This is a genomic window from Ruegeria sp. BB1 (genome assembly GCF_056539465.1).
In genome coordinates this window covers 883,329-907,072 of record NZ_JBQFVB010000001.1, presented here as the reverse complement: position 1 = coordinate 907,072, position 23,744 = coordinate 883,329, and the positions used below count along the sequence as shown (strand labels likewise).

19 protein-coding genes are annotated in these 23,744 nt (G+C 58.0%); 5 read left to right on the top strand and 14 right to left on the bottom strand.

All coding sequences use genetic code 11. The features are described from left to right. Positions 1-4: 4 nt before the first annotated feature. Together ctlX and rocF are read right to left on the bottom strand one after the other, a co-directional pair. Positions 5-925, bottom strand: a complete 921-nt coding sequence (ctlX, locus tag ACR0AL_RS04525) for a citrulline utilization hydrolase CtlX (RefSeq protein WP_480662112.1) — start codon at positions 923-925, stop codon at positions 5-7. Then, on the bottom strand, positions 925-1,845 hold the full coding sequence (rocF, locus tag ACR0AL_RS04520) for an arginase (RefSeq protein WP_170374938.1): 921 nt from the start codon (positions 1,843-1,845) through the stop codon (positions 925-927). Before rocF ends, ctlX begins: the two co-directional genes overlap by 1 nt. Before the next feature lie 86 nt (positions 1,846-1,931). Between rocF and ACR0AL_RS04515 the strand changes: the two genes are divergently transcribed. Together ACR0AL_RS04515 and mprF are read left to right on the top strand one after the other, a co-directional pair. Then, the gene (locus ACR0AL_RS04515; RefSeq protein ID WP_058280995.1) at positions 1,932-2,360 is read left to right on the top strand and encodes an Lrp/AsnC family transcriptional regulator; all 429 of its coding nucleotides are present in this window, start codon (positions 1,932-1,934) and stop codon (positions 2,358-2,360) included. Positions 2,361-2,462: 102 nt separating this feature from the next. After that, entirely contained in the window at positions 2,463-5,072 is a 2,610-nt protein-coding gene (gene mprF, locus ACR0AL_RS04510; protein WP_480662110.1) for a bifunctional lysylphosphatidylglycerol flippase/synthetase MprF, read from the top strand. Between the two features lie 3 nt (positions 5,073-5,075). Here mprF and ACR0AL_RS04505 read toward each other — a convergent pair whose 3' ends face one another. The 6 genes from ACR0AL_RS04505 to ACR0AL_RS04480 form a co-directional block, all read right to left on the bottom strand. Next, entirely contained in the window at positions 5,076-6,638 is a 1,563-nt protein-coding gene (locus tag ACR0AL_RS04505; RefSeq protein WP_480662108.1) for an efflux transporter outer membrane subunit, read from the bottom strand. Positions 6,639-6,649: 11 nt separating this feature from the next. Continuing rightward, positions 6,650-7,795 carry an HlyD family secretion protein gene (locus ACR0AL_RS04500; RefSeq protein WP_480662106.1) on the bottom strand — a complete coding sequence of 382 codons (1,146 nt, stop codon included), beginning with the start codon at positions 7,793-7,795 and terminating at the stop codon, positions 6,650-6,652. Between the two features lie 21 nt (positions 7,796-7,816). Then, the gene (locus ACR0AL_RS04495) at positions 7,817-8,179 is read right to left on the bottom strand and encodes a DUF3302 domain-containing protein (protein WP_170348435.1); all 363 of its coding nucleotides are present in this window, start codon (positions 8,177-8,179) and stop codon (positions 7,817-7,819) included. A 34-nt stretch (positions 8,180-8,213) separates the two neighbouring features. Then, positions 8,214-8,780, bottom strand: a complete 567-nt coding sequence (locus ACR0AL_RS04490; protein WP_170348436.1) for a disulfide bond formation protein B — start codon at positions 8,778-8,780, stop codon at positions 8,214-8,216. A gap of 10 nt (positions 8,781-8,790) precedes the next feature. Continuing rightward, positions 8,791-8,946, bottom strand: coding sequence for a DUF5993 family protein (locus ACR0AL_RS04485; RefSeq protein WP_170331252.1), 156 nt, complete (start codon positions 8,944-8,946; stop codon positions 8,791-8,793). Between the two features lie 114 nt (positions 8,947-9,060). After that, complete coding sequence (locus ACR0AL_RS04480; RefSeq protein WP_480662104.1) at positions 9,061-9,822, bottom strand: DeoR/GlpR family DNA-binding transcription regulator; 762 nt, start codon at positions 9,820-9,822, stop codon at positions 9,061-9,063. 188 nt (positions 9,823-10,010) lie between these two features. Between ACR0AL_RS04480 and glpD the strand changes: the two genes are divergently transcribed. Further along, positions 10,011-11,597, top strand: a complete 1,587-nt coding sequence (gene glpD / locus ACR0AL_RS04475; protein ID WP_480662102.1) for a glycerol-3-phosphate dehydrogenase — start codon at positions 10,011-10,013, stop codon at positions 11,595-11,597. Between the two features lie 35 nt (positions 11,598-11,632). Here glpD and ACR0AL_RS04470 read toward each other — a convergent pair whose 3' ends face one another. The 3 genes from ACR0AL_RS04470 to metG all read right to left on the bottom strand — a co-directional run bounded on the left by ACR0AL_RS04470 (position 11,633) and on the right by metG (position 17,925). Next, positions 11,633-14,770, bottom strand: a complete 3,138-nt coding sequence (locus ACR0AL_RS04470; protein WP_170374950.1) for an efflux RND transporter permease subunit — start codon at positions 14,768-14,770, stop codon at positions 11,633-11,635. Positions 14,771-14,773: 3 nt separating this feature from the next. Next, positions 14,774-15,940 (bottom strand): efflux RND transporter periplasmic adaptor subunit, encoded by a 1,167-nt coding sequence (locus ACR0AL_RS04465; protein WP_170348440.1) that lies wholly within the window; start codon positions 15,938-15,940, stop codon positions 14,774-14,776. Between the two features lie 266 nt (positions 15,941-16,206). Then, positions 16,207-17,925 carry a methionine--tRNA ligase gene (metG, locus tag ACR0AL_RS04460; RefSeq protein ID WP_480662099.1) on the bottom strand — a complete coding sequence of 573 codons (1,719 nt, stop codon included), beginning with the start codon at positions 17,923-17,925 and terminating at the stop codon, positions 16,207-16,209. 254 nt (positions 17,926-18,179) lie between these two features. Between metG and ACR0AL_RS04455 the strand changes: the two genes are divergently transcribed. Together ACR0AL_RS04455 and ACR0AL_RS04450 are read left to right on the top strand one after the other, a co-directional pair. Next, positions 18,180-18,896 carry an OB-fold-containig protein gene (locus tag ACR0AL_RS04455; protein ID WP_170505033.1) on the top strand — a complete coding sequence of 239 codons (717 nt, stop codon included), beginning with the start codon at positions 18,180-18,182 and terminating at the stop codon, positions 18,894-18,896. Between the two features lie 33 nt (positions 18,897-18,929). Beyond that, positions 18,930-20,603, top strand: coding sequence for a flotillin family protein (locus tag ACR0AL_RS04450; RefSeq protein ID WP_480662097.1), 1,674 nt, complete (start codon positions 18,930-18,932; stop codon positions 20,601-20,603). A 30-nt stretch (positions 20,604-20,633) separates the two neighbouring features. On the opposite strand, the gene ACR0AL_RS04445 is transcribed toward ACR0AL_RS04450, so the two are convergent. The 3 genes from ACR0AL_RS04445 to ACR0AL_RS04435 all read right to left on the bottom strand — a co-directional run bounded on the left by ACR0AL_RS04445 (position 20,634) and on the right by ACR0AL_RS04435 (position 23,732). Further along, complete coding sequence (locus ACR0AL_RS04445) at positions 20,634-21,854, bottom strand: MFS transporter (protein WP_170348444.1); 1,221 nt, start codon at positions 21,852-21,854, stop codon at positions 20,634-20,636. Positions 21,855-21,924: 70 nt separating this feature from the next. Further along, the gene (locus tag ACR0AL_RS04440; RefSeq protein WP_170348445.1) at positions 21,925-22,521 is read right to left on the bottom strand and encodes a YceI family protein; all 597 of its coding nucleotides are present in this window, start codon (positions 22,519-22,521) and stop codon (positions 21,925-21,927) included. Then, positions 22,518-23,732 (bottom strand): MFS transporter, encoded by a 1,215-nt coding sequence (locus ACR0AL_RS04435; RefSeq protein WP_480662095.1) that lies wholly within the window; start codon positions 23,730-23,732, stop codon positions 22,518-22,520. Before ACR0AL_RS04435 ends, ACR0AL_RS04440 begins: the two co-directional genes overlap by 4 nt. Positions 23,733-23,744 lie beyond the last annotated feature (12 nt).

Genomic DNA, 23,744 nt, shown 5'->3' with positions numbered 1-23,744 from the left:
TCTCCTATCGACGGGACAGGTGGATGCCTGCAATCATACAGCGCACGGATCCACCGGCAGTTTCAATTGTGGGAACCGACAGCGGCAGCGGCGTTGCGCTGGCTTCGATTGTTGTGAGTTGATCCGGGGTCAGGGCGGCAAGCGCCCGGCTCGACAGCGCCAAAACCAGGCCATCCCGACCGCTGAGTTCGATGGCATTGCCCGCAAATTCGGCGATCTGTTCGTGGGTCAGGTCAATGACCGTGCGACCGGATTCTTCCAACCGGGCTTTTACGGTCGCGCGCCGGTCCGGATCGGTGATCATGTCCAGACAGATCAGCGCGTACTCGCTGCCGATGCCCATCAGAACATTGGTGTGATAGACATCTCGCCCTTCGGCATCATGTGCTTCGAACACAATAGGCTCATAATTGAAATGGGTGCAGAAACGCTCCAACAAAACGGGATCGGCACGGTTGGATTTGACTGTGTAAGCGACGCGGCCGACGTGGTCCAGAACCATTGCTCCGGTGCCTTCCAGCGCCAGTTTGTCCTGCTCAAGCCCGGAATAGTCAATCACGTCCTGAACACGGTATTCCTGTTTCAGCATCTCAATGACGTCCGCGCGGCGTTCCCGCCTGCGCGACGGTACAAACATCGGATAGATCGCCACATGCCCGCCGGGATGGGTCGAGAACCAGTTGTTCGGAAATACGCTGTCGGGTGTGTCGAGGTCCCCGTGATCGTCGAAGACATGAACCTTTACACCCGCATCGCGCAGCAATGCGACCGCCTGATCATGTTCATCACGCGCCTGAGCAGAGGTGGCCGCGGCCGAGCGGTTGGCCAATGTCTGAAACGCATTGTCGTCGCGCGTCTCAGGGTTAGAAGCAAACGCATGGGGCCGGATCATCACGACGGCAGGGGGGGCTTGCAGAGAGTGCATCAGAAGCTCCGTGTTGGGCGGTCAAAAATGCGGCGGCCCAACAATGAGGCGGCCAGATCGACCATCAGCTTTGCGGTACGGCCGCGTTCGTCCAGAAACGGATTCAGCTCGACCAGGTCCAAAGAGCAGACATGGCCGCTTTCGTGCAGCAGCTCCATCACCAGATGCGCCTCGCGTTCGGTAGCGCCGCCGGGGACGGTGGTGCCGACGGCAGGGGCGATCGAGGGATCAAGAAAGTCGACATCCAGCGAGACATGCAGGATGCCATTCTCCGCCCGGACCCGATCAAGAAACGCGTTCAATGGGGCTTTGATTCCGTGTTCGTCAATGCTGCGCATATCGGCCAGCATGGCGTGATCTTCCTCAAGCCGTGCGCGCTCGGCAGGATCGACCGAGCGCAAGCCAATCATGCCCACGCGATCTGTTGGAACCGGGGCGGGTACGGTTGGGAAATTATCAAAACCCGCCTGGCCGGTGAAATAGGCGACAGGAGTACCGTGCAGGTTGCCGCTGCCAGTGCTGTCGGGGGTGTGAAAGTCGCTATGGGCATCCAGCCAAAGCACGAACAGAGGGCGTCCGATCTGCTGGGCATGGGCGGCCATCCCTGCAACGGTTCCCATCGACAGCGCGTGGTCGCCGCCCATAAAGATCGGCAGACCCTTGGGGGCAGTTTCCTGCGCCGCACGGCTTAGCGCGTTGGTCCAGCCGATAACCTCGGGCAGGGCGAACAGATGTGTGTCCTCAGCCACATCCGTGCTGTCCGGCTGGACATCGCCAATGTCTGAAACCTGATGACCCAGATTGGCCAAAGCCTGATCCAGACCGGCCACTCGATAGGCGTCAGGCCCCATTCGGCAGCCCTGACGACGCTTGCCAGCGTCCATCGGGGCGCCGACCAATATAACGTGTTTGTTGTCCATATGTTTGTTTAGTTCCGCAGGGTGGGTTGCGAAAAGAGAGCAAAATGTTCAAAATGAAACCTCAATAAGCGAAATGAGAAATGACTATGGACGATTTGGACAGTAGGTTGCTGAATGCGCTGCACCGGGACGCGCGGGCCTCGCTGTCTGAACTGGCCGAGACGCTGGGCGTCACCCGCACCACGGTGCGCAGCCGCCTGCAGCGTCTGAAACAATCGGGCGAGATTGTGGGCTTTACCGTCCTGACCCGTTTGGATGTGGCGGAAAGCCCGGTGCGGGGCCTTATGATGCTTGAGATCGAAGGCCGCGGGACCGAACGCACGATGGCCAGAATCGCGGCCCTGCGCCAAGTGCGCGCCGTGCATACGACCAACGGCAGTTGGGATCTGATTGCCGAGATCGGCACCGAAACTTTGGCCGAACTGGACGAGGTCTTGTTTCAGATCCGGCGGATGGAGGGGATAACTCGGTCCGAGACCAATCTGTTGCTGTCCACGCGTAAAGGGCGGGTCTGATCCCTTGTAGTGCTTTGACGTTCAAGGAAATTGTGCCAAGGTTGCCCTGCGTCGCCGATCCACGCACAGGATCGTTGCAGTGCCTCAGAGCAGGGGGGAACCATGACCACGCAGGAGACAGACAAAGAGCTTTGGGCCGTTCGTCTGGCCGAGCGGGTCACCGGGTTCCTTGAAAAGCCCGCGGTCAGAATTGCGGTTCCGATCCTGGTGACGTTGATTGCACTGGTCGTACTGCACGAACTGTCCCAGCACGTGAAATGGACCGATGTTCAGGTGGATGTGGCAAATACATCCTGGAAACTGATGTTCATCGCCCTGTGCTGGACCTGTTTCAGCTTTTTGTCCTTGTCCATGTACGACGTGCTGGCCGTACAAAGCGTGGCGGACGGAGAGGTTCCCCTGACCGTAGCTGGCATGGCCGGAGCCAGTGGTTATGCCGTATCGAACTGCCTAGGCTTTTCCTACATTACCGGAACGGCGATCCGCTATCGCATCTACGCCTCGCTTGGGTTGGACCTAAGCCGGGTTGCCGGGGTCATCGCGACCTCTTGGATCGCGTTCTGGTCCGGGCTGGTGCTGTTGCTGGGCATACTGCTTACCCTGCATCCCGATGGTATTTCAAATGTTCTACCGATCAGCGACACGACTGAGACGATAATCGGTCTGTGCCTGTTGGCCGCGCTGGTGGCCTTGTTCCTCTGGCTCGCGCGTGGCGGGCGCAAGTTGGCCTATGGCGGATTTGGGTTCAACTTGCCTGGCGGCAAACTGGCAGGCTTGCTAACGCTGGCCGCGATCGGGGACCTGTTTGGCGCTTCGATGGTGCTTTATACCCTGATGCCCGATGACCTTGGGGTCGGCTACCCCTATTTCTTCACGATCTTTATTGGGGCTATTGCCGTTGGGATTGTAAGTCACGCGCCGGGCGGCATTGGCGCGTTCGAGGCGACATTGATCGCAGGTTTGGGTGCCTCTGGCCGGTCTGACGTAATCGCGGCCTTGCTGCTGTATCGTCTGGTCTACACATTTCTGCCTTTTGTCATTGCCAGCGTGTCGATTGCTGTGGCCTCGGCGCTGACGCATCGCCACCATATCAGTGGCGCGGCCACGTGGGTCTATCGCGCGATCCGGCCGATTGTGCCGATGGTTGCCGCAGGCGTGACGGCGGTTGCCGGGATCATCCTGTTGGTGTCCGGGGCCTTACCGTCCAGCAGTCAAAGCCTTGGTGTTTTGCGAGATTTTCTGCCTTTGTCCTTTGTCGAAGCCTCACATCTGGCAGGCAGTGCAATAGGTGTTCTTCTGATCCTGATTTCGCGCGGTTTGTTCCGCAAACTTTATCGTGCCTGGATCGTGGCGATGTTGCTGATGGTAGCCGGTTTCGTTGCCTCGTTGACCAAGGGGTTGGATACGCACGAGGCGATCGGCATGCTGGCCTCAATCGCGGTGCTGGCCACATTCCGGGGTGCGTTTTACCGAGTCAGCGGCGCGTCGATTTTTCGGCTGAACATCCCGTGGCTGGTCAGCGTAGTGGCCCTGTTGGCGGTCATTTTCTGGATCGGGCTGTTTGCCTATTCGCATGTCGAATACCAGAACGCCCTGTGGTGGGATTTCGCGTGGAGCGGCGACGCCTCACGGTTCCTGCGTTCCAGCTTGGTGGTAGCGGTCATACTCGGTGTGGTGGCTGTGAACTCACTCTTCGGGCGGGAAATCCCTGAACCGGTACGCACAGAAATACCGCCTGCCGTCGAACAGTTGGCATTGGAAAGCGAAGATACCGAAGCGCAGATTTCACTGACCGGTGACAAGCAGTTTCTGATCGCGCCCGATGAATCCGCGTTTCTTGCTTATGCCGACACCGGCAACGCTCTAATCACCAAGGGAGAGCCGGTTGGCGATGAAAAAGCCGGTCAACAACTGATCTGGCAGCTGCGCGAAATGGCGGATCGCGAGGGCAAGCTCTGTGCGTTTTACAGCGTTTCTACCAAATATCTGCCAACCTTTCTGGATCTGGGTCTGTCCATCTTGAAAATCGGTGAGGTCGCGCGGGTGCCGCTGCAAGATTTCTCGCTGGATGGCAAATCCCGCAAACGGTTCCGCCAGGCCAAGAACCGGGCCGAGCGTGAAGGGTATGTGTTCGAGATCATCCCAAAGGAAGAACTGACCCCGGTCCTGCCGGAGCTACGCAAAATTTCTGACGACTGGCTCGAGCATAAAGCGGGTGAGGAAAAGGGATTTGCCCTAGGCGGGTTCGACGATGACTACCTGTCCTATTTCGATTTTGCTGTGCTGCGAAATGGGGACACAGGCAAGATCGTGGCTTTTGCCAATCTGTTCCAAGGCGGCCATAAATCTGAACTGTCGCTGGATTTGATGCGCTACGCACCTGACGGCTCGAACTTCATTATGGACGCGCTGTTTGCCGAGATGATGTCATGGGGGGCAGAGCAGGGGTTCCACTGGTTCTCGCTGGGCGCGGCGCCGTTTTCGGGGATCGAGAACCGGCAACTGGCTTCGTTCTGGAACCGTGTCGGCGGGTTCGTCTATGAGCATGGCGAACAGTTTTATCACTTTGAAGGATTGCGATCCTTCAAGCAGAAGTTCGACCCGGAATGGAGCCCGAATTATCTGGCCAGCCCGGGCGGTTTTGCAGCGCCGCGCATCCTGTATGAAGTGAACATCCTGATTTCCGGCGGGCTGCGCGGATTGACCAAATAGCGATTAGTTGAGGCTTGCCCGCGTCGGGTCTTGTTGCAGTAGGTCGCCCCAATCGGTGCGGTATGCCATCTCGGCCAGCACGGTTTCAGGCAGGAATTCCTGATTTTTGCGAATCTGCCAGCCGCCGCCCAGCCCCTTGTACACGGCAACCAGATTGCTCGAGACCTGTTGCCGCGCCTCGATCAGATTGGCCTGCGACCGCAGCAACGCGGTCTGAGTGTTCAGGATGCGGGAATAATCGGCAATACCGTCGCGATATTGATCCACCGCAATCTGGGCGGCCTTGCGCGACGCTGTGACGCTGTTTTCGTAAAAGCCCACCTGCTTGCGCGATTGGGCATAGGCGACCATCGCGCTTTCCACCTCGGAATAGGCGGTTAGAACAGTGTTTTGGTAGTTGGCGATCAGCGCTTGATAAGCCGCGTCTTGCGCACGGACGTTGTTCTTGATCCGGCCGTAGTTCAGCACGTTCCAGACCACACCTGCATTGGCCAGACTGGTCGTGCTGGCTGCGGAAAACAAATCCCGCCCGCCCGAGGCTTGTAGGCCGATGGACCCAGACAGAATGAATTGCGGGTACAGATCAGCCATCGCAATGCCGACCTCGGCCGATTGCGTTGCCGCCGCCAACTCGGCCGCGCGGACATCGGGACGGCGACGCAGCAGCTCGGCCGGAACACCCACGGCTACATTCGACCGGGCTGAAGGGATGCGCCCCGAATTACCCAGCAGACTGGTCATGCGCGAGGGCGTTGCCCCCAGCAACACAGCTAGCGCATTCTTGGCCTGTTGCAGATCGCTTTCAATTTCGGGGACCAGCGCCTTGGTGTTGTTCAGCAGGGCAGTGGATTCCTGCACGTCCAGCTCGGTCGTCACACCGTTGTCAAAGCGCAATTGCGTCAGATCAGCAGACGCCTGTTGCAGCTGAATGTTCTCACGCGCGACCGCCAGAGATTCCTGCAAAGCGCGGATATTTACGTACAGGGCGGCGACATCGCCGGTCAGCGTCACCAGTGCGTCGTCGTAATTTGCCACCTGCAGCGCCAGATTGGACCGCGCCGCCTGAACGCCGCGCCTTTGCTGACCCCAGACGTCCAGCTCCCATTGCGCATCGAACCCGACCTGAGATGTCGAAAACTCGGTATCTAAGGGGATGATCCGATTTACATCCGAAATCGGCCCAAGATTGTCACTGATTTGGCGCCGCTCGATTGATCCGCCGATGGCTTGCGATTGCGGATACAGCTCGCCGAACGCAATCCCCAACTGCGCGCGAGCCTGCAGGACACGGGCACCTGCCACCTGTAGATCAAGGTTCTGGGCATAAGCCTCGGCCACCAGTTTGTTCAGGGTGGGGTCGTTGAACGTCTCCCACCATTTCACCACCGGCGCGCTGCGCGAGGTTAGGCCGCTGGGTCCGGCGCTGGGGCTGTTCACCTCGATCCATTCTTTCACGACCGGAGAGTTCGGGCGCACGAAATCCGGGCCAACTGGCGTGCAGCCGACCAGCAGGGCCGCGCATAGGGCGGTGCCGATCAATCTGCGGTGAAGTCTGGCCCGGGTCATGTCATGTGTCCTCAGATATCCAGTGGTCGGATGAAGTTGGCGAAGGAATACAGGCGGATATTGATGCGGCGCAGGAATTCAAAGCTTTTGCCCTGACCGGTGTAGATGGCGACCGCCGCGTGGCCGCCGGCGGGAAATGTGTGACCGTCTGGGATGTCGACCGAGATCTGCACCGCGATGCGACCCGGTAGTTTTGGAAACTCAAAGCCGGGCAGGCGGCCTGAGGGCAGGTACTGACCCTGACGTGTGGCCCACCAGATTGCTTCGACCTTGCCGGTTAGAATCTCGCCGGGATAAAGGTCCAGCGCGACTTCTACCTCCTGACCGGGCTCGACAAATTTCAGGTTCTGCTGGCGATAGGTGGCCAGAATGTAAGGATTATCCTTGGTCACGAAACTGGCAATTGCACCCAACCGGATATCGCCAACAACCAGACCGGGACGCGCCTGTTGCGAGACGATCATACCGTCTTCGGGTGCATAGATCGTCGTGTTATCAAGAAAATACTGGGCTTTATCTAGCTGTGCCTGCGCCTGAACGATGCCGGTATTGACCCCGTCAATCTGGGAATCCAGCGCCAGTTGGGCCTTTTCGAGATTGGCCTCGGCCTCTTTGACCTGTGCCTGATCCTCGGTGACCTGCTCATCCCAGCGATCCAGTTCGTCCTGCCTTGCGCCACCAGCAGGCACGAGGTTCTCGTACCGCGCCTGTTGGGTCAGCGCGTAGGCCAGCTGCGCATTTGCGCGCTCGATGGCCTCGGACGCCGCGATCACGTCCTGTTCCAGGATTTTGGCATTCTGCTCGGCTGCCACCAGCTGAGCGGTCGCCTCTTCAACTTCCAAAGCGAATACCGTGTCGTCAAAGCGATAGAGGGGATCGCCCTTTTTCACTTCGGTATTCGGCTCGACCAGCACCTCGGTCAGGATCGTCGGCTCAGTCAGTCGCGGCACGATTTGGATGGTCGAACGTACTACGTGGCTGTCGAGCGAAAACGGTTGAAAAAAGCGCAGTGCGACAAGGAAAATCAGCAGCAGATGCGCGCCGACCCAGAATGAAACGACACCCCAGGTGATGTTGAACTTCAGTAACTTCGCTTTGAAGAAAATGAACCAGACGAAAATGATGTAGAACAGCGTAATGCCGAGGGCGACAAACATATTCTGTGACTTCCTTTGGCCTTAGCTTTTCTGCGTCTCGTCAGGGTCTAGCGGATCGCTGTATTCTTCGTTCACCGTTCCGCCCAACCGCTTGATTTCCTTGCGGATCGCATCTTTTTCGTCATCAGGTGTGCGCCGAATGTCGACTGTGACGCCATCGTGGAAGGCCCACATAAAGGCATGCACCCACGGCACAACAGCCAGAAAACCCATCCACCCCATGATCTTGACGGCTTCGGCATGGGGGTGATTGCGTTTGATCGCGATCCGCCCCGGTAACCCCATGATGAACAGGATCAGCGCCATCACAGCCGCAAGAAGCAGGATCAATGCCACGAAAGTCAGGTAGTCATAGTAGCCAAGTGGCTGCCCCAATAGTCCCATGCTCGTGCCTCCTTTTGGGCAGGTTGTCCTATCCTCAGCCGTCGGTGCCCAGTTCGTCAATCAATTTGTAGCTGGTGGGTGGGTCTGCGCAGATTCCAGGCCCGCATTCCACCAGTGTCGAGACCGCATTCAGCGCCGCCAGCCCCAGCATGATAAAGAACGCGCTTTTGGCCAGTACGCTGCCACCAAAACGCGGCTGTTGGGTGTTTTCGGCGTATTGCCGGTCAAACAGCAGCATACAGGCCGTACCCAGCAAGATCAGGAAAAAGCAGATCGCGGACCAAGTATAATAGTGCAACCCCAGAACCGGTGACCCATAGTGACCTGTGCCCGGTACGATATGCAGCAGAATCTGGCGTACGGCGACGCTGCCGCCGAACAGTGCCGCAAGCAGCATGATCGCATAGTGCTGCGGCCGCGCTCCGTACAGCAGGTTCAGGCCTAGACCAACGCCCACGGCCACCAGTCCAACCCTTTGCAACAGGCACAGAGGGCAGGGCAGTTCATCGAGTTTAAGCTGGTAGAAATAGGCCAGCACCAACACCAGACTGACAGCCAGCATACCAAGAGCGTTGAGATTGCGTGAAAGTTCCGGTGTCATCGCGGCCCCCTTACAATTGGATCGTCAGTTGGCTGGTGGCATGGAATTTCAGCCAATACACACTCAACGCCAGCGTGAAAAAGAACAGCACATTGGCCGCTGTTGTCCGATTAAAGTAATTCAGTCCCATCGTGGCTGTAAGTAACGCAAATAAAAGCGCTATCATGGCTCGGTTCTCCCCTCCCGTGCGACGATTGCAATATGGGGGAGTGTGTCAGGTGAATTTGGTTCTGGCAAGAAGTCGCGAAGGAAATTCCCGTTTAATGCGAATTACTTGGGGTCAGGCGCACAGCTTTAATTGTGTTCGCCATTCGGAACATTTCTTGGTCAGAGAATTGGGAAGGGCTTTGTCGGTATAGAACACATCGACATCGGACAATGAGGCAATTCGGGCGGGGGCTGAACGTTGGAATTTGGAGTGATCGGCCACCACGCAGGTTCGGCGGGCTTGGGCAATGATGGTCTGACTGACCCGGACTTCTTGAAAGTCAAAATCCATCAGATCACCTTCGGCATCCAACGCCGAACATCCGATGATGGCATAGTCGAACTTGAACTGTTCGATGGTAGCAACCGTCAGGTTGCCGACCAGTCCCCCATCCGAACGGCGCAGCACACCGCCCGCCACAACAATCTGACAGTTTGGGTTGTCGACCAGAATATTGGCGACGTTCATGTTATTGGTCACCACCATCAAGTCTTTGTGGTTCAGTAATTGCCGGGCAACAGCCTCGGTCGAGGTGCCGATGTTCAGGAACACAGATGCGCCATCGGGAATATCCTGCGCGCAAAGTTGCGCGATGCTCGTCTTGGCGTCTGCGTGAAGCGCCCGGCGATCCTCATACCCGATATTCGACACCCCCGAACGAAGGACAGCACCACCATGCACGCGGTCCAGTTTACCCATGTCAGCAAGTTCCGAAAGATCGCGGCGGATGGTCTGAACCGTCACATCAAACCGCAGCGCTAGGTCTTCGACCATCACGCGGCCATCTTGTTTAGCGATGTTCAGAATGTCTGACTGGCGAAAGGAAAGGGACACGGTTGGCTCCAATTATGATGTGTTCGTTTTTGTTCTGTTTCCGTTGAATTGCAATAGTGTGCTGGGCGAATGCACAAAAAAGCAAGTATTTTGTGGCAAAACGAACAAAAACGAAAACAAACATTGACGAAGCGCGGGCCTGTACGGTTAATGAGCACGCGTTTTCGGCAAACGGGAATCATCCAGATATGGAACAGTCACACGACCAGATCTCAGACCTTTTTATCATTGGCGGCGGCATCAATGGATGCGGCATCGCACGCGATGCAGCGGGGCGCGGGCTGTCGGTGACTCTGGCCGAGATGAACGATCTGGCCTCGGCAACCTCGTCGGCGTCGACCAAACTGTTTCACGGCGGATTGCGGTACCTGGAGTTCTTTGAATTCCGCCTTGTCCGCGAGGCCCTGATCGAACGTGAAACCTTGCTGCAGGCGATGCCGCATATCAGCTGGCCGATGCGATTTGTGCTGCCGTACCACGCAGACATGCGGTTCGATTCCGAAACGCCGACCTCGCGCCTGTTAAGCACCGTGATGCCTTGGATGAAGGGTCGTCGTCCGGCCTGGCTGATCCGGTTGGGGTTGTTCATGTACGACCATCTGGGTGGGCGTAAAATTCTACCGGGCACGGCGTCTCTGAACCTGAAAACAGCACCCGAAGGGCGACCGCTGCAGGACAAGTTTGAGACCGCCTATGAGTATTCCGATTGCTGGGTCGAGGATTCGCGCCTTGTCGTTCTCAACGCCCGCGATGCCGCGGCACGCGGTGCTAATATTATGGTTCGCACCGAGGTTCTGGCGGCGAAGCGCGTAGACGACCTATGGGAGGTGACGGTTCGGGACCGCGACAGTGACGAGACACGCGTGATCAAGGCTAGAATGCTGATCAATGCTGGTGGTCCCTGGGTTGGGGATATCATTCAATCGAAAATCCACGTGAATTCGCGCGAGGGCGTCCGGTTGGTGCGGGGCAGTCATATCGTGACCCGCAGGCTGTTTGACCACGACAAGTGTTACTTTTTTCAGGGCGAGGATGGGCGCATCATTTTCGCCATCCCGTACGAGCGTGATTTCACCTTGATCGGCACGACAGATCAGGATCATCCGAATCCATCTGAATCTCCGGTGTGTACCGAGGCGGAACAGGAATATCTGTGCGCGTTTGCGACCAAATATTTCAAGACGCCAGTGACGCGAGATGAAATCGTCTGGACATACTCAGGTGTCCGCCCGCTGTACGATGACGGTGCCAGTAGCGCCACCGCCGCGACTCGGGACTATACGTTGAAAGTGGACGCGCAAGGCGGGGCACCGGTGCTGAATGTCTTCGGCGGCAAGATCACAACCTACCGACGTCTGGCCGAGAGTGCGTTGGAGAAAGCAGCCGAGCATTTCCCGGACTTACCCGGTCCCTGGACGGCTGGTGTGGCTTTGCCTGGCGGAGATTTCCCTGTCGACGGGGTGCAAAATCTGGTGGCTGGGTTGGAAGCTGACTTTGGCTTTTTGGAGCGCGCCTGGGCCGAGCGTCTTGTGAGCGCCTACGGCACCGAGGCCAGGATCATTCTAGGGGATGCGAAATCCGCCCAAGACTTGGGAGAGGACTTTGGTGCCACACTGACTGCGCGCGAGTTGGAATGGCTGATGGATAAAGAATATGCCCGCACGGCCGAGGATGTCGTCTGGCGTCGAAACAAGCTGGGCTTGCGTCTGAGCGTTGAGCAGATCGCCCGGATACAGGATTGGATGGACCATCGCAGCGCTCAGGCTGCTGCCTAAGAAAAAGCCCCGCCGATTTGGCGGGGCTTTTATTATTACGCTGTTTCTTCCGAGGGACCGGGGTCGTTCTTGGTGCCCTTGATCCATTCCCTGAGACTCTGCATCAGGGCATAGAGAACCGGCACCAGAATGACACCAACCAGCGTGGCTGCCAGCATCCCGCCAAAGACGGCAACACCGATCGCTTTCTGGCTGGCCGCACCCGCACCACTCGCTGCTAGCAGCGGTACAACGCCCAGCAGGAAGGACAGGGCGGTCATCATCACCGCGCGAAAACGCTGATAGGCTGCCTCGGCGGCGGCATCCCGGATCGAAAGGCCATTTGCCCGTTGCTCCATCGCGAACTCAACGATCAGAATGCCGTTTTTCGATGCCAACCCCACAAGCATGATCATCCCGATCTGTGTGTAGAGGTTGATATCACTGCCCACGATGGCCACGGCGGCCACCGCCCCGAACAGGGCCACAATCACCGACAGCAGAATCGACACCGGCATCGACCAGCTTTCGTATTGCCCCACAAGGAACAGATAGCCAAACAAGATCGCCAGCCCCAGGATCACAATCACCAGACTGCCCGAGGCCAACTGCTGCTGCGCCGTACCAGTCCATTCGAACGCGTATCCCGGGGGCAGGGCGGTCGCTGATTCCTCGGTCATCACGTTGATAGCATCGCCAGTGGACAAGCCCGGCGCTGGTACAGCTGTAACGGTCGCCGACCGGAACAGGTTGTGCCGCTTAAGCAGCACTGGTCCCAGCACGTTTTCCACGTCGATCAGCGTACCCAGTGGCACCATCTCACCTTGTTCCGAGCGGACATAAAGGTTCGAGATATCTTCGACATTGTCGCGATAGCTGCCATCGGCCTGGATCATCACGCGATACACCCGTCCGAACAGGTTGAAGTCGTTGACGTAGTACGACCCCAACTGCGCCTGCATGGTCTGGAACACTTCGGCCACGGACACTTGCAGTGTTTTGGCTTTTTCGCGGTCCAGATCGACGAACAACTGCGGCACGTTTGCGCGGAAGGTCGTATAGGACTGCCCGATTTCGGGCCGCTGGTTCGCTGCGTAGACGAACGACCCCACGGCCGAGGCCAGATCCTGCGGTGTGCCGCCCCCGGTTTGTTGCACCTCCATCTCGACTCCGGCCGAATTGCCAAGGCCCTGAATAGGCGGCGGGTTAAAGGCCACGATCGAGGCGGCGGATTCACCATACGCAATCGCCAGAACCTTTTGCAGAATAGCATCCGCACTCAGGTCATCGTCCTGACGATCATCCCAGTTTTCGAGGTTCACAAAGATCGCCGCGCCATTTGTGGTGGTGCCATTCAGGATCGAAAATCCGTTGATCAGAACGGTACTTGAAACGCCAGGGATCTGCTGAATCTGATCATCCACACGAGCCGAGACGACCTCGGTCCGTTCCAGCGTTGCCGCGTCTGGCAGCTGAATGTCGACGAACAGGTAACCGTTATCCTCAAGCGGCAGGAAGCCGCTGGATGTGTTGGACATGATGGTCCCGGTGCCCATCGCCAGCGCAACGATAACGCCCAGACCGACGACCGGCAGGATCAACAGTTTGCGCACGATGGCGACATAGCCGCTGCGGATTGTGCCGATGAAGCGTTCAAACACGGCCAGCAACCCCTTGGGTGGCCCCGAACGCGCCTTCAGAACAAGGCCGCACAAGGCTGGCGACAGGGTCAGCGCGTTGATTGAGGAAATCACAACGGCGGTTGAGATGGTTACCGCGAACTGTGAATACAGCCGCCCCGAGATACCGGGCATGAAAGTCACCGGTACGAACACGGCCAGCAGAACCAGCGTGGTAGCAATAACTGGGCCGGTGATCTGTCCCATGGCCTTTCGGGTTGCTTCTGCTGGGGGCAATCCTTCGTCCGCGATGATCCGTTCGACGTTTTCAACCACAACAATCGCGTCATCCACCACGATGCCGATGGCCAGAACCAACGCAAACAGCGAGATCGTGTTCAGTGACATTCCGAACAGCAGCAAAAACGCGAATGTACCGATCAGAGAGACCGGGATCGCAACAGCCGGGATGATCGTCGCCCGCCAACTGCCCAGAAAGACAAACACAACCGAGATTACCAACGTGAACGTCAAGATCAGGGTCGTCACCACGTCGTTCAGTGATTGCTCCACAAAGTCGGTGGTGTTGAAGGGAACGTCATATTCTACATCGTTAGGGAAGCTGCGAGACAGCCGCTGCAATTCGGCCTCGACACGTTCAGAAACCGCCAGCGCGTTTGCGCCAGGGGCCTGATAAATACCAATGACGGTGGCCGGAACGCTATCGAAATAGCCGGACGCCGCATAGTATTCTGCACCCAGTTCCACCCGTGCGATATCTTTGACCCGCACGATAGATCCTGCATCGCCGGTGCGGATGACAATTTCGCCGAATTCCTCGGCCGAGGTCAGGCGGCCCTTGGTCTTGATCGTGTACTGAAATGTCTGCCCCTCGGGCACTGGTGGGGCACCGATCGAACCTGCCGATACTTCGACGTTCTGCTCGCGGATGGCGTTGATCACGTCGCCCGGAGTAATGGACAACGCGGCCATTTGATCCGGGTCCATCCAGATCCGCATGGCGTATTCCAGATTGGTCAGAACGTCCGCCTTACCAACGCCCTGAACGCGCGCCAGTGCGTCTTTCAGGTTGATCGAGGCATAATTCGACAGAAACACGCTGTCATACGTTCCCTCGGGCGAGGTCAGCGTCACCAGCAGCAGCATGTTGGTGGACGCCTTCTGCGTCACCACGCCCGAAGATGTCACTTCGGCCGGTAACGAGGACATCGCTTGTGCCACGCGGTTTTGCACGTTCACCGAGGCGATATCGGGATCGGTGCCGACCTCGAAGGTGACATTCAATGAATACGAGCCGTTATCGGCCGAGGTGGACGTCATGTAGATCATGTCATCCACACCGTTCACCTGCGCCTCAATGGGCGCGGCAACGGTGTTTTCAACGGTCTCGGCGTTGGCACCGGTATAGGTGGTCGTTACGCTGACCACCGGTGGCGTGATGTCGGGGAACTGGGCCACTGGCAGAACCAGATAGCCGATGGCGCCCATGATGGTCAGGACAAGCGAAATAACAAGCGCCAGCTTGGGCCGGCTGATGAACAGGGCTGAGAACATCTGTTACTCTCCCGGCTGCTCAGATGCCACGACGGCATCGACGGCAACCCCGGGACGAACCCTTTGCAGGCCCTCGACAATGACGCTTTCGCCTTCGCGCAGGCCGTCTTTGACGATCACAGCTGTTCCTTCGTTGTCGCCGGTGGTGATGTAACGCTGTTCGACCATTTGCTGGTCATTGACGACCAGTACGAATTCACCCCTTTGATCACGTTGCAGTGCGGCCTGTGGCACCAGAACCTCAAGCGTGGGTTGCAGGGCCTCGATCCGCACGTTCAGAAATGCACCGTCCACGATCAACCGGTCGGCGTTCGAGAATTCGGCACGCATCGTAATGGCACCGGTCAGAGGGTCGATTCGGTTGTCGACAAACACGATTTTGCCCGTTTCATCCAATTCTGAGCCGTTTGGCAGATCTATATGAACATTCGGGCTTTTGTCGCTTTCGCTTAGGGATGCGGGGTTCTCACCCACGGTTTCAAGAACCGAGGTAAACTGCTTTTCATTCAGTGAAAAATTCACATAGATCGGCGCCTCGCTGACGATATTGACCAGCGGCGGGTTGTTCGGACCGACCACGTCACCGACGCTGATTGCAACCCGACCAATGCGCCCGTCAAACGGGGCGTGGATTTTGGTGTAGCTCAGATCAAGTTCGGCCTGCTGGATCGCGGCTTTGGCAGCTTTGACTTGTGCTTCGGCCACCAGTTCATTCGCGCGGGCGATATCGCGTTCGGATTCAGGGGTGGCGTCTCGTTCGTAAAGCTCTTGTTTACGGGCCAGTTCGACCTTGGCGAGTTCCAGATTGGCCTCGGCCTTGTCGAGGTCGGCGTTGCGTGCTTCTACCGTCGCTTCATAAAGGTCGGGCTCAATGGTGAACAGCAAATCGCCCTGTTTCACCAGCGCGCCGTCTTCGACATTCTGACTTTCCAGAAACCCGCTGACGCGCGCCACGATGTCGGCCTTGTTCAGGGCCTCGGCGCGGCCGATAAAGCTGGCCTCTTCGGTGATTTCCTCAGTATACGCAGCCGCGATCGAAACTTTGGGCGGCGGGGCGTCGCTTTGGTCTTGTGCTGTGGCTGTGTGTGCCATGCCCAGATAAACCAAGACAGCAAAGGCCTGGACTGGTCCGCTGTGACGGATATTTAAGTTCTTCAATGCAAGGGACATGGCAGGCGCCTCGTTCATTATAAGGATTTTGCGCCCGGGCAGGTTGGCCGCCCCGGCGAGTCGACTGAATTCAGGTCAGGATGACCGTTTTGGGATTATATCTCAAGCTTCTTGAATACGACGAACGGGCAGAGACTTGCGGGAATTTTCTCGTCAACAGGCCGACTTAGGCCGATTTGCCTGTGGTCGCATGGCTGGCTTCAGTTGAGACAACGGAAAACGGGGACCGTTTGGCCCCCGTTTCCAATTTCAGATGTTGCATCAGATCATTCGCGCGCGCCGGCGAACCGGTTTTCCCAATCTTCGCGCTGTTCGTCAGTGATTTTGGCGAACAGCACGTCTGGTACCGTAAAGGCATGCCCAGCGGGCAGTGCTTTCAGCGCAGCCGCAATATCGTCGGGCCAGCTGGTGTCCAGAGTATTCATCGCGCTCAGCATCCGGGCCGACGTTTCGGGGATGAAGGGGGCGCTGAGAACAGCATACAGGCGGATCAGGTTCAACCCCAGACGTACCTGAGCTGCGGCCTGTTCCGGATCTTCTTTGAAGGTTGACCAAGGGGCAGCGGCCTGTAGATATTCGTTGCCCGCGACCCAAATCGCCCGCAATTCCTGCGCGGATTTGCGAACCTCCATCGCCTCCATATGTCCTTCATAGGCCCGAACGCGTTTTGTGAGATCGTCAATCAGGGTCTTTTCACGTTCACCAAAACTACCGCCCTCTGGCACGGCCTCAGAGAATTTAGACCGGCAGAATTTGGTGATCCGGCTGACAAAGTTGCCCAGTACATCCGCAAGGTCTTTGTTCACAGATTGCTGGAAGTTCTCCCACGTGAACTCGCTGTCGCTGCTTTCGGGCGCATGGCTCAGCAGCCACCAGCGCCAGTAATCAGCGGGCAGAATCTCAAGCGCCTGATCCATGAAGACGCCGCGGCCCTGAGAGGTCGAGAACTGGCCGCCGTCATAGTTCAGGTAGTTGAACGATTTCAGGTGGTCGACCATCTTCCACGGCTCACCCGAACCCAGAATGGTGGCCGGGAAGGACAGCGTATGAAAGGGCACGTTGTCCTTGCCCATGAACTGCACATAGCGCACGTCATCCGCGCCCTTGTCGGTGCGCCACCAGCGCTGCCAATCGGCGTCGGCTTTGCCGTTTGCATCGGCCCATTCTTTGGCGCAGGCGATGTATTCGATGGGCGCGTCGAACCAGACATAGAAGACTTTACCCTCCATCCCCGGCCAGTCCTGATCACCTTTCTTGACCGGTACGCCCCAATCCAGATCACGGGTGATGCCGCGATCTTGCAGACCGTCGCCATCGTGCAACCACTTCTTTGCGATGGAGGTCGTCAGGATCGGCCAGTCGGTCTTGCTGTCAATCCAGGCGTCCAGCTGATCTTTCATGGCCGACTGACGCAGATACAGGTGCTTGGTTTCGCGCACCTCCAAATCGGTAGAACCGCTGATCGCACTGCGCGGCTCAATCAGGTCGGTCGGGTCCAGCTGCTTGGTGCAGTTTTCACACTGGTCGCCGCGCGCGCGCTCATAGCCGCAATTGGGGCAGGTGCCCTCAATATAACGGTCGGGCAGAAAGCGGCCATCGGCATTGGAATAAACCTGCTTTTCCGTGACTTCGCGGATCAGTCCGGCGTCATCCAGCTTACCTGCAAAATGCTGGGTCAGCTTCTTGTTCTGATCGCTGGACGAACGGCCAAAGTGATCGAAGCTCAGACCAAAGCGGTTGGCGATGTCGGCCTGAACGCCGTACATCTCGGCGCAATATTCGGCCACTGGTTTACCCGCCTTGGCGGCGGCCAGTTCGGCGGGGGTGCCGTGTTCATCCGTGGCGCACAGGAACATGACCTCATTTCCCCGGCCACGCTGATAACGCGCGTACAGATCGGCAGGCAATTGCGAGCCGATCAGATTGCCGAGGTGCTTGATCCCGTTGATGTAAGGGATCGCCGAGGTGATGAGAATCCGAGCCATTTTGCGTTTCCACGTATCTATCTGCGCGCCCGTCTACCTTATGTAACCGGCCAGCAAAACCCCGGGTTTCGCGCAGGGGCGATTTAAAACAACAACAACCCCGAAAATCCATCTGGCAGAGGAATGCGATTGCATCCGGCTGGTGGTCCACAATACCCCTAGGTTGAATAATGGAATCACGGCTACTTGAATTTGTGTTATCGCTACCTATCTAATGTATACAAAAGTATACATAAAACGAGGGCAACCTACTGATGTTTGACTTTTTGCTAGAGGGCGCATTTGTGCCCTTTACCTTGGCGCTTGCGCTTCTGTTCGGTCTTCTTGGGCTGGAACTGATCGCTTTGGTTCTGGGCGGAAGTCTTATGGCAGGCGAGGCCGAGGTCGATCTGGATGTGGTTGACGGTCCCGATCTGGACATTGGTGATTTTGACCTGGATGTCGACGCGGATGTTGATCTGGGCGAATTCGAACTGGCCGAGGTTGAGGCGGACGTATCGGGCGCAGCCCCTTCGAGTCCTTTGGCGTGGCTTGGGATCGGCAAGGTGCCATTCATGATATGGCTGGCGGTTCTGCTGGCTGGATTCGGCCTGTCGGGAATTGGCCTGCAATTGGCGCTGCGCGATCTGCTGGGCTTTGACCTGCCAAGCTGGATGGCGGCACTTCCGGCCGGTGCCTTTGCCCTGTGGTTTGCGCGCGGCTTTGGTGGTGTCTTTGCCCGCCTGTTGCCGAAAACCGAGACCGAGGCGATGTCGGAACGCATGCTTGCACGCCGTCGTGGCATGATCACGCAAGGAACGGCCTCGCGCGGGCGTCCGGCTGAGGTCCGCGTCACCGACCGTTTTGGAAACTCTCACTACCTTCGCGCGGAACCGTTGCAGGACAAGGATGCGCTGAAACAAGGCACCGAAGTGCTGGTTTTGCGTGACCGACGGCGTGACCGGTTCGTTCTGGTCGGCTTGTCAGACTAACAAAATTTCAAACCCCAACCTGGAGGATTTAGCATGGAACTACCATTCCTGGCCGTCACAGTTGTGACCTTATTAGCAGTCGTTTTGTTCATCGGCCTTGTGCTTGGCCGTCTGTATCGCCGCGCGACCCGAGAGGTCAGTCTGGTGAAAACCGGGGCAGGTGGCAAGAAAGTCATCATGGATGGCGGCGTCATCATCGTACCGCTGCTGCACGAGGTCAGCCCGGTCAACATGAAGACCTTGCGCCTTGAAGTGCAGCGCAGCGGCGAGGCTGCTCTGATCACCAAGGACCGGATGCGTGTGGACGTTGGCGTGGAATTCTACGTCTCGGTCATGGCCACCGAAGAAGGTATTTCGCGCGCGGCTCAAACACTTGGTGGTCGCACTTTTGACGTCGAGCAACTGCGCGAGATGATCGAAGGTAAGCTGATCGACGGTCTGCGTGCTGTGGCCGCTCAAATGACCATGGACGGGCTGCACGAAAACCGCGCCGACTTTGTGCAAGAGGTGCAGAATGCGGTGTCTGAGGACTTGTTGAAGAACGGCTTGTCGCTGGAATCTGTTTCGCTGACGGCGCTGGACCAGACGCCGTTTGAGGCCTTGGACGAGAACAACGCGTTTAACGCGGTAGGTATGCGCAAACTGGCAGAGGTCATCGCCGTGTCCAAGAAAGAACGCGCGCAGATCGACGCTGAAGCTGAGGTTGAGGTTCGCCGTGCCGCGATGGAAGCGGAACGTCAGAAACTGCTGATCGAGCAGGATGAAGCGCAGGCGCGGATCGAGCAGACGCAGAAGGTGGAAACCTTGCGCGTGGCACAAGAGGCTGAAATTGCGGCGCGAACCGAAGATTCGGTGCGTGAAACCGAACGCGCCCGGATCGCCCGTGAGGAAGCCATTCGGGCCGCCGAGATCGAGCGTGAGCGCAATATCCGTGATGCCGAAATCGCGAAAGAGCGGGAACTGGAAGTGGCTGAGCAAGAACGCCAGATCATCATCGCGCAGAAATCCGAAGAGGAAAGCCGCGCACGTGCCTCTGCTGACTTGGCTCGTGCTGAAGCGACTAAGGCGACCGAAGCCGTGGCAACTGCCCGCGAAGTGGCCGAGGCCGAGCGTCAAAAGCAGATCGTACTGATCGAAGCCACGCGTGAAGCCGAACGTCAGGCCACCGCGATCCGTTTGGCCGCAAAGGCCGAGAAAGAGGCCGCCGCCGACCGCGCCGAAGCCCGCCGTGAAGAAGCGCAGGCCGAAGCGGACGCGCTGAATATCCGCGCCGAGGCCAAGAAGAACGACATGCTGGCCGAAGCGGAAGGTAAGCGCGCGATCGTTGAGGCAGACAATGCCCTGTCGCCCGAACAGATCCGCATGAAGGTTGATCTGACCCGGATCGAAACCATGCCGTCGATCATCTCGGAAATGGTGAAGCCGGCTGAAAAGATCGACTCGATCAAGATCCATCAGGTCGGCGGCATCGGCGCTGCCAATGGAGGCGGGGCTGCAAATGGCGACAAGCCGGTGGTCAATCAGGCGCTGGATTCGATCATGGGTATGGCGGTGCAGATGCCCGCGCTCAAGAAGCTGGGTGAAGAACTTGGTTTGTCGATGGAGCAAGGCGTCGGTGGCGTGGTGAACGGCGCGCTGGAGCAGTCGGTTGAACCCGCCAAAGTGGCCGAGGTGGTGGAAGACGAAACACCGCCGACACAGCAATAACGGAATAAGGGGCCGGGATTTCCCGGCCCTTTAATCTTCGCGCGACTTTTTCAACAACCGCCCGATGGTGAACGAAGTGCGTGGGGCGTAAACATAGTTGGTCCGCTCGTCCGGTGTTGGGCGGGACCGCATCCGGGCCAGGCCAAACACGATCAAAACCAGATGCCCGGCTGCCACAAAGGCAAACAGGGCACTTGGACCGAATTGCTGGATCAGGGTGGACGAAATGTAGGGCGAAGCAATAGCCCCCAGCGCGTACCAGAACATCAAAGCGGCTGATAATTCGACCCGTTCCTCGGTGGTAGCAAAGTCATTTGCGTGCGCCGATGACACCGAGAAGATCGGGAAAGTTGTCAGGCCAAAAATGGCAGCGGCCAGCATGACGCCCAAGGTGCCGGTTCCGCTGGCGGCCATTGTTACGCCACAGCTAAGCACGGCAGCACCGGACAACCAGATCAGTACCCAGCGCCGGTCGAATTTGTCGGCCAACCATCCCAGCGGATATTGCGCCAGCGCCCCACCCAGAACAAATGAGGCCAGGAAGAACGCGATCTGATCCACGCCTAGTCCGACCTCTTGCCCATAAACCGGACCGACCATTCGGAACGAGGCTGAGCTGAGCGCCGCAACAATCACACCTGCCACAGCAAGGGGCGAACTGCGCCAGGCCAGTTTGGGCCGCAAGCGGGGGGCGTTAGGTGTGATCGGCTGACTGGCGCGGGTCAGGGTCAGCGGCAGCAGGGCGGCACAGCACAAAATCGCCAACAGGTTATAAGACACGTATGAGGCGGGCGGCAGCACGGCGATGATCAACTGTGCCCCCAGTGACGCCCCCATATCCACGAACCGATAGGTCCCCATCGCCCGGCCACGGGTTTCGTTGGTGACCTTGGCATTCAGCCAGGCCTCGATCACGGTATAGCAGCCCGCCACACAGGTGCCCGAAGCGATCCGCAATGCGGCCCATAGATAGGGGTTGTCGGTCAGGGTATGCCCGATCAACCCCATTGCACCCAAAGCCGTGCAGACCGCGAAGGCGCGAGAGTGGCCGACATTCCCCATCAGTCTCGGGGCCCACCAGCAACCAATGAAAAAGCCTAGGAAATGGGACGAGCCCAGCAGACCGATCTGCTCGGTCGTGAATTCCAGTGTAATGCCCGAGATGGCGTCCAGCGGCCCGACGCCACCTGTGGAAAGTTGCAGCAGAATGACTGAAAGAAAGAGGGCGGCAAAAGAAATGATCGTACGCATGATGGGGGCACCTTGGCGAATTTTGCCGGTGATGCGCGCGCCTAATCGACGCGGGGACGTCGTTTTTTGCCTATTCGGCTTTTTTGATTTCAGCCCGGATGTCTAGCCCGACGGTGTCCTGTACCAGATCGGCATAGCCGGACGCCCCATAGTCGTGACGGTTGAGCGAGCCGGTCAATTGGATCGAGAGCATATCCAGGATATTTGCGGCGCTGCCGGGCGGTCGGTGAAGGTTGGCTTGCAGGGTGATCGGGCGGGTGACACCGCGCAGGGTCAGGTCTCCGGTAACCTCTGCACCGCGCGAAATTCGACCGCCTTCTCCAAGCTGCACCTTGGTTGACGTAAAGTGAATGGTTGGAAAGTTCTCAACGTCCAGCACCCCGGCGCTCAGCATTGCGGTTCGGGCAAAGGGCAATCTGGTGCGGGCTTCAGCCGCGTTCAGGGTCACGCTGACGCGGCTGTTGATCAGATTGCTCAAGTCGATCTGAATATCCGCCGACTGGATTGGCATGGTACCGGATTGTGCAAGGCCCGACAGATCAAAGGTAAAGTCGACGGATGTGCCCTGTGACACCAGCTCGTATTGAGTAAGCGCAGCTTGGGCTGGACGCGCCATGGGCAAGGCGGCCAACCCGGCCAGAACGATGCGCCGGGACAGCAGGCTCATGCCAACGCCCCGTGCCCGCGAGGGCGCGAGCGGTGCAGCAGCACCAGCAGGATGGCGATGTTCAACCCGTTCCAAAGAAGGCCGTTGACGAAGGCCAACTGATAGCTTCCCGTCACGTCGTATATCCACCCGGACATCCACCCGCCCAAAGCCATACCCATGATGGTCATCATCAGGACGAACCCCACCCGTGCGCCGGCCTCTTTCGGGGGCATGTATTCGCGCACCACTAAGGCATAGCTGGGCACGATCCCACCTTGCGCCAGCCCGAACAGCATACTGATGACATAAAGCGAGATCATCCCGTCATAGGGCAGGAATAGAAACAGGGCGATGCATTGCAGGGTAGAACCGATAAGCAAGGTCCTGATCCCACCCAACTTGTCGGCGACCAACCCCGAAACGATCCGGCTGAGGACACCACCCAACAGCATTAGTGACAACATCTCGGCCCCGACCGCAGGGCCATAGCCCAGCCCGACGCAATAGGACACGATATGAACTTGTGGCATGGACATGGCTACGCAACAGCCGATCCCGGCCAGACCCAGGATGTATTGAAGGGTGCGCGGAGGTATTCCAACGCTGCGCGTATTAATTTGAGCAGTAGCAGCTGCAGTACTGTGGGCTTCGTCCGGAACCTTACGGCCTAGTAGTAAGGAAAGAGGTATAACAACGATCAGTGTCACGATGGCCAATGTCAGATAGACTTGCTGCCACCCTTCTCGGGCCAGAATTCCGGCCAGCAGGGTGGGCCAGATGGCCCCAGACAGGTAGTTTCCGCTGGCGACCAGCGCGACGGCGATCCCGCGTCGCCGCATGAACCAATGGGAAATGTCCGCGATCAAGGGGCCAAACCCGATGGATGCGCCCAAGCCCATCAATAGATGCGCCACCGAGAGCATCAACATGTTCGGGGCCAATGTCGCCAATAGATAGCTGACTGCACTTAGCACAGAAGCCCCGATCAGCGCTTTGGTCACGCCCAGCCGATCCACCAGTTGCCCCAGCCACATATTACCAAACGCAAAGCCGATCATGGCGAGCGTGTAGGGCATCGACACTTCGGCTCTTCCGGCGTTGAACTGTACCTCGATTGCGGGCATCACCACGACCACCGCCCACATACCGGCATTCGCCACCATGGCGATGCCAAGCGTGATCAGAAGGCGAAGCCAGGAATATCGGCTGTCATGGATTGGATGGCTCATGCTGGCACGCTA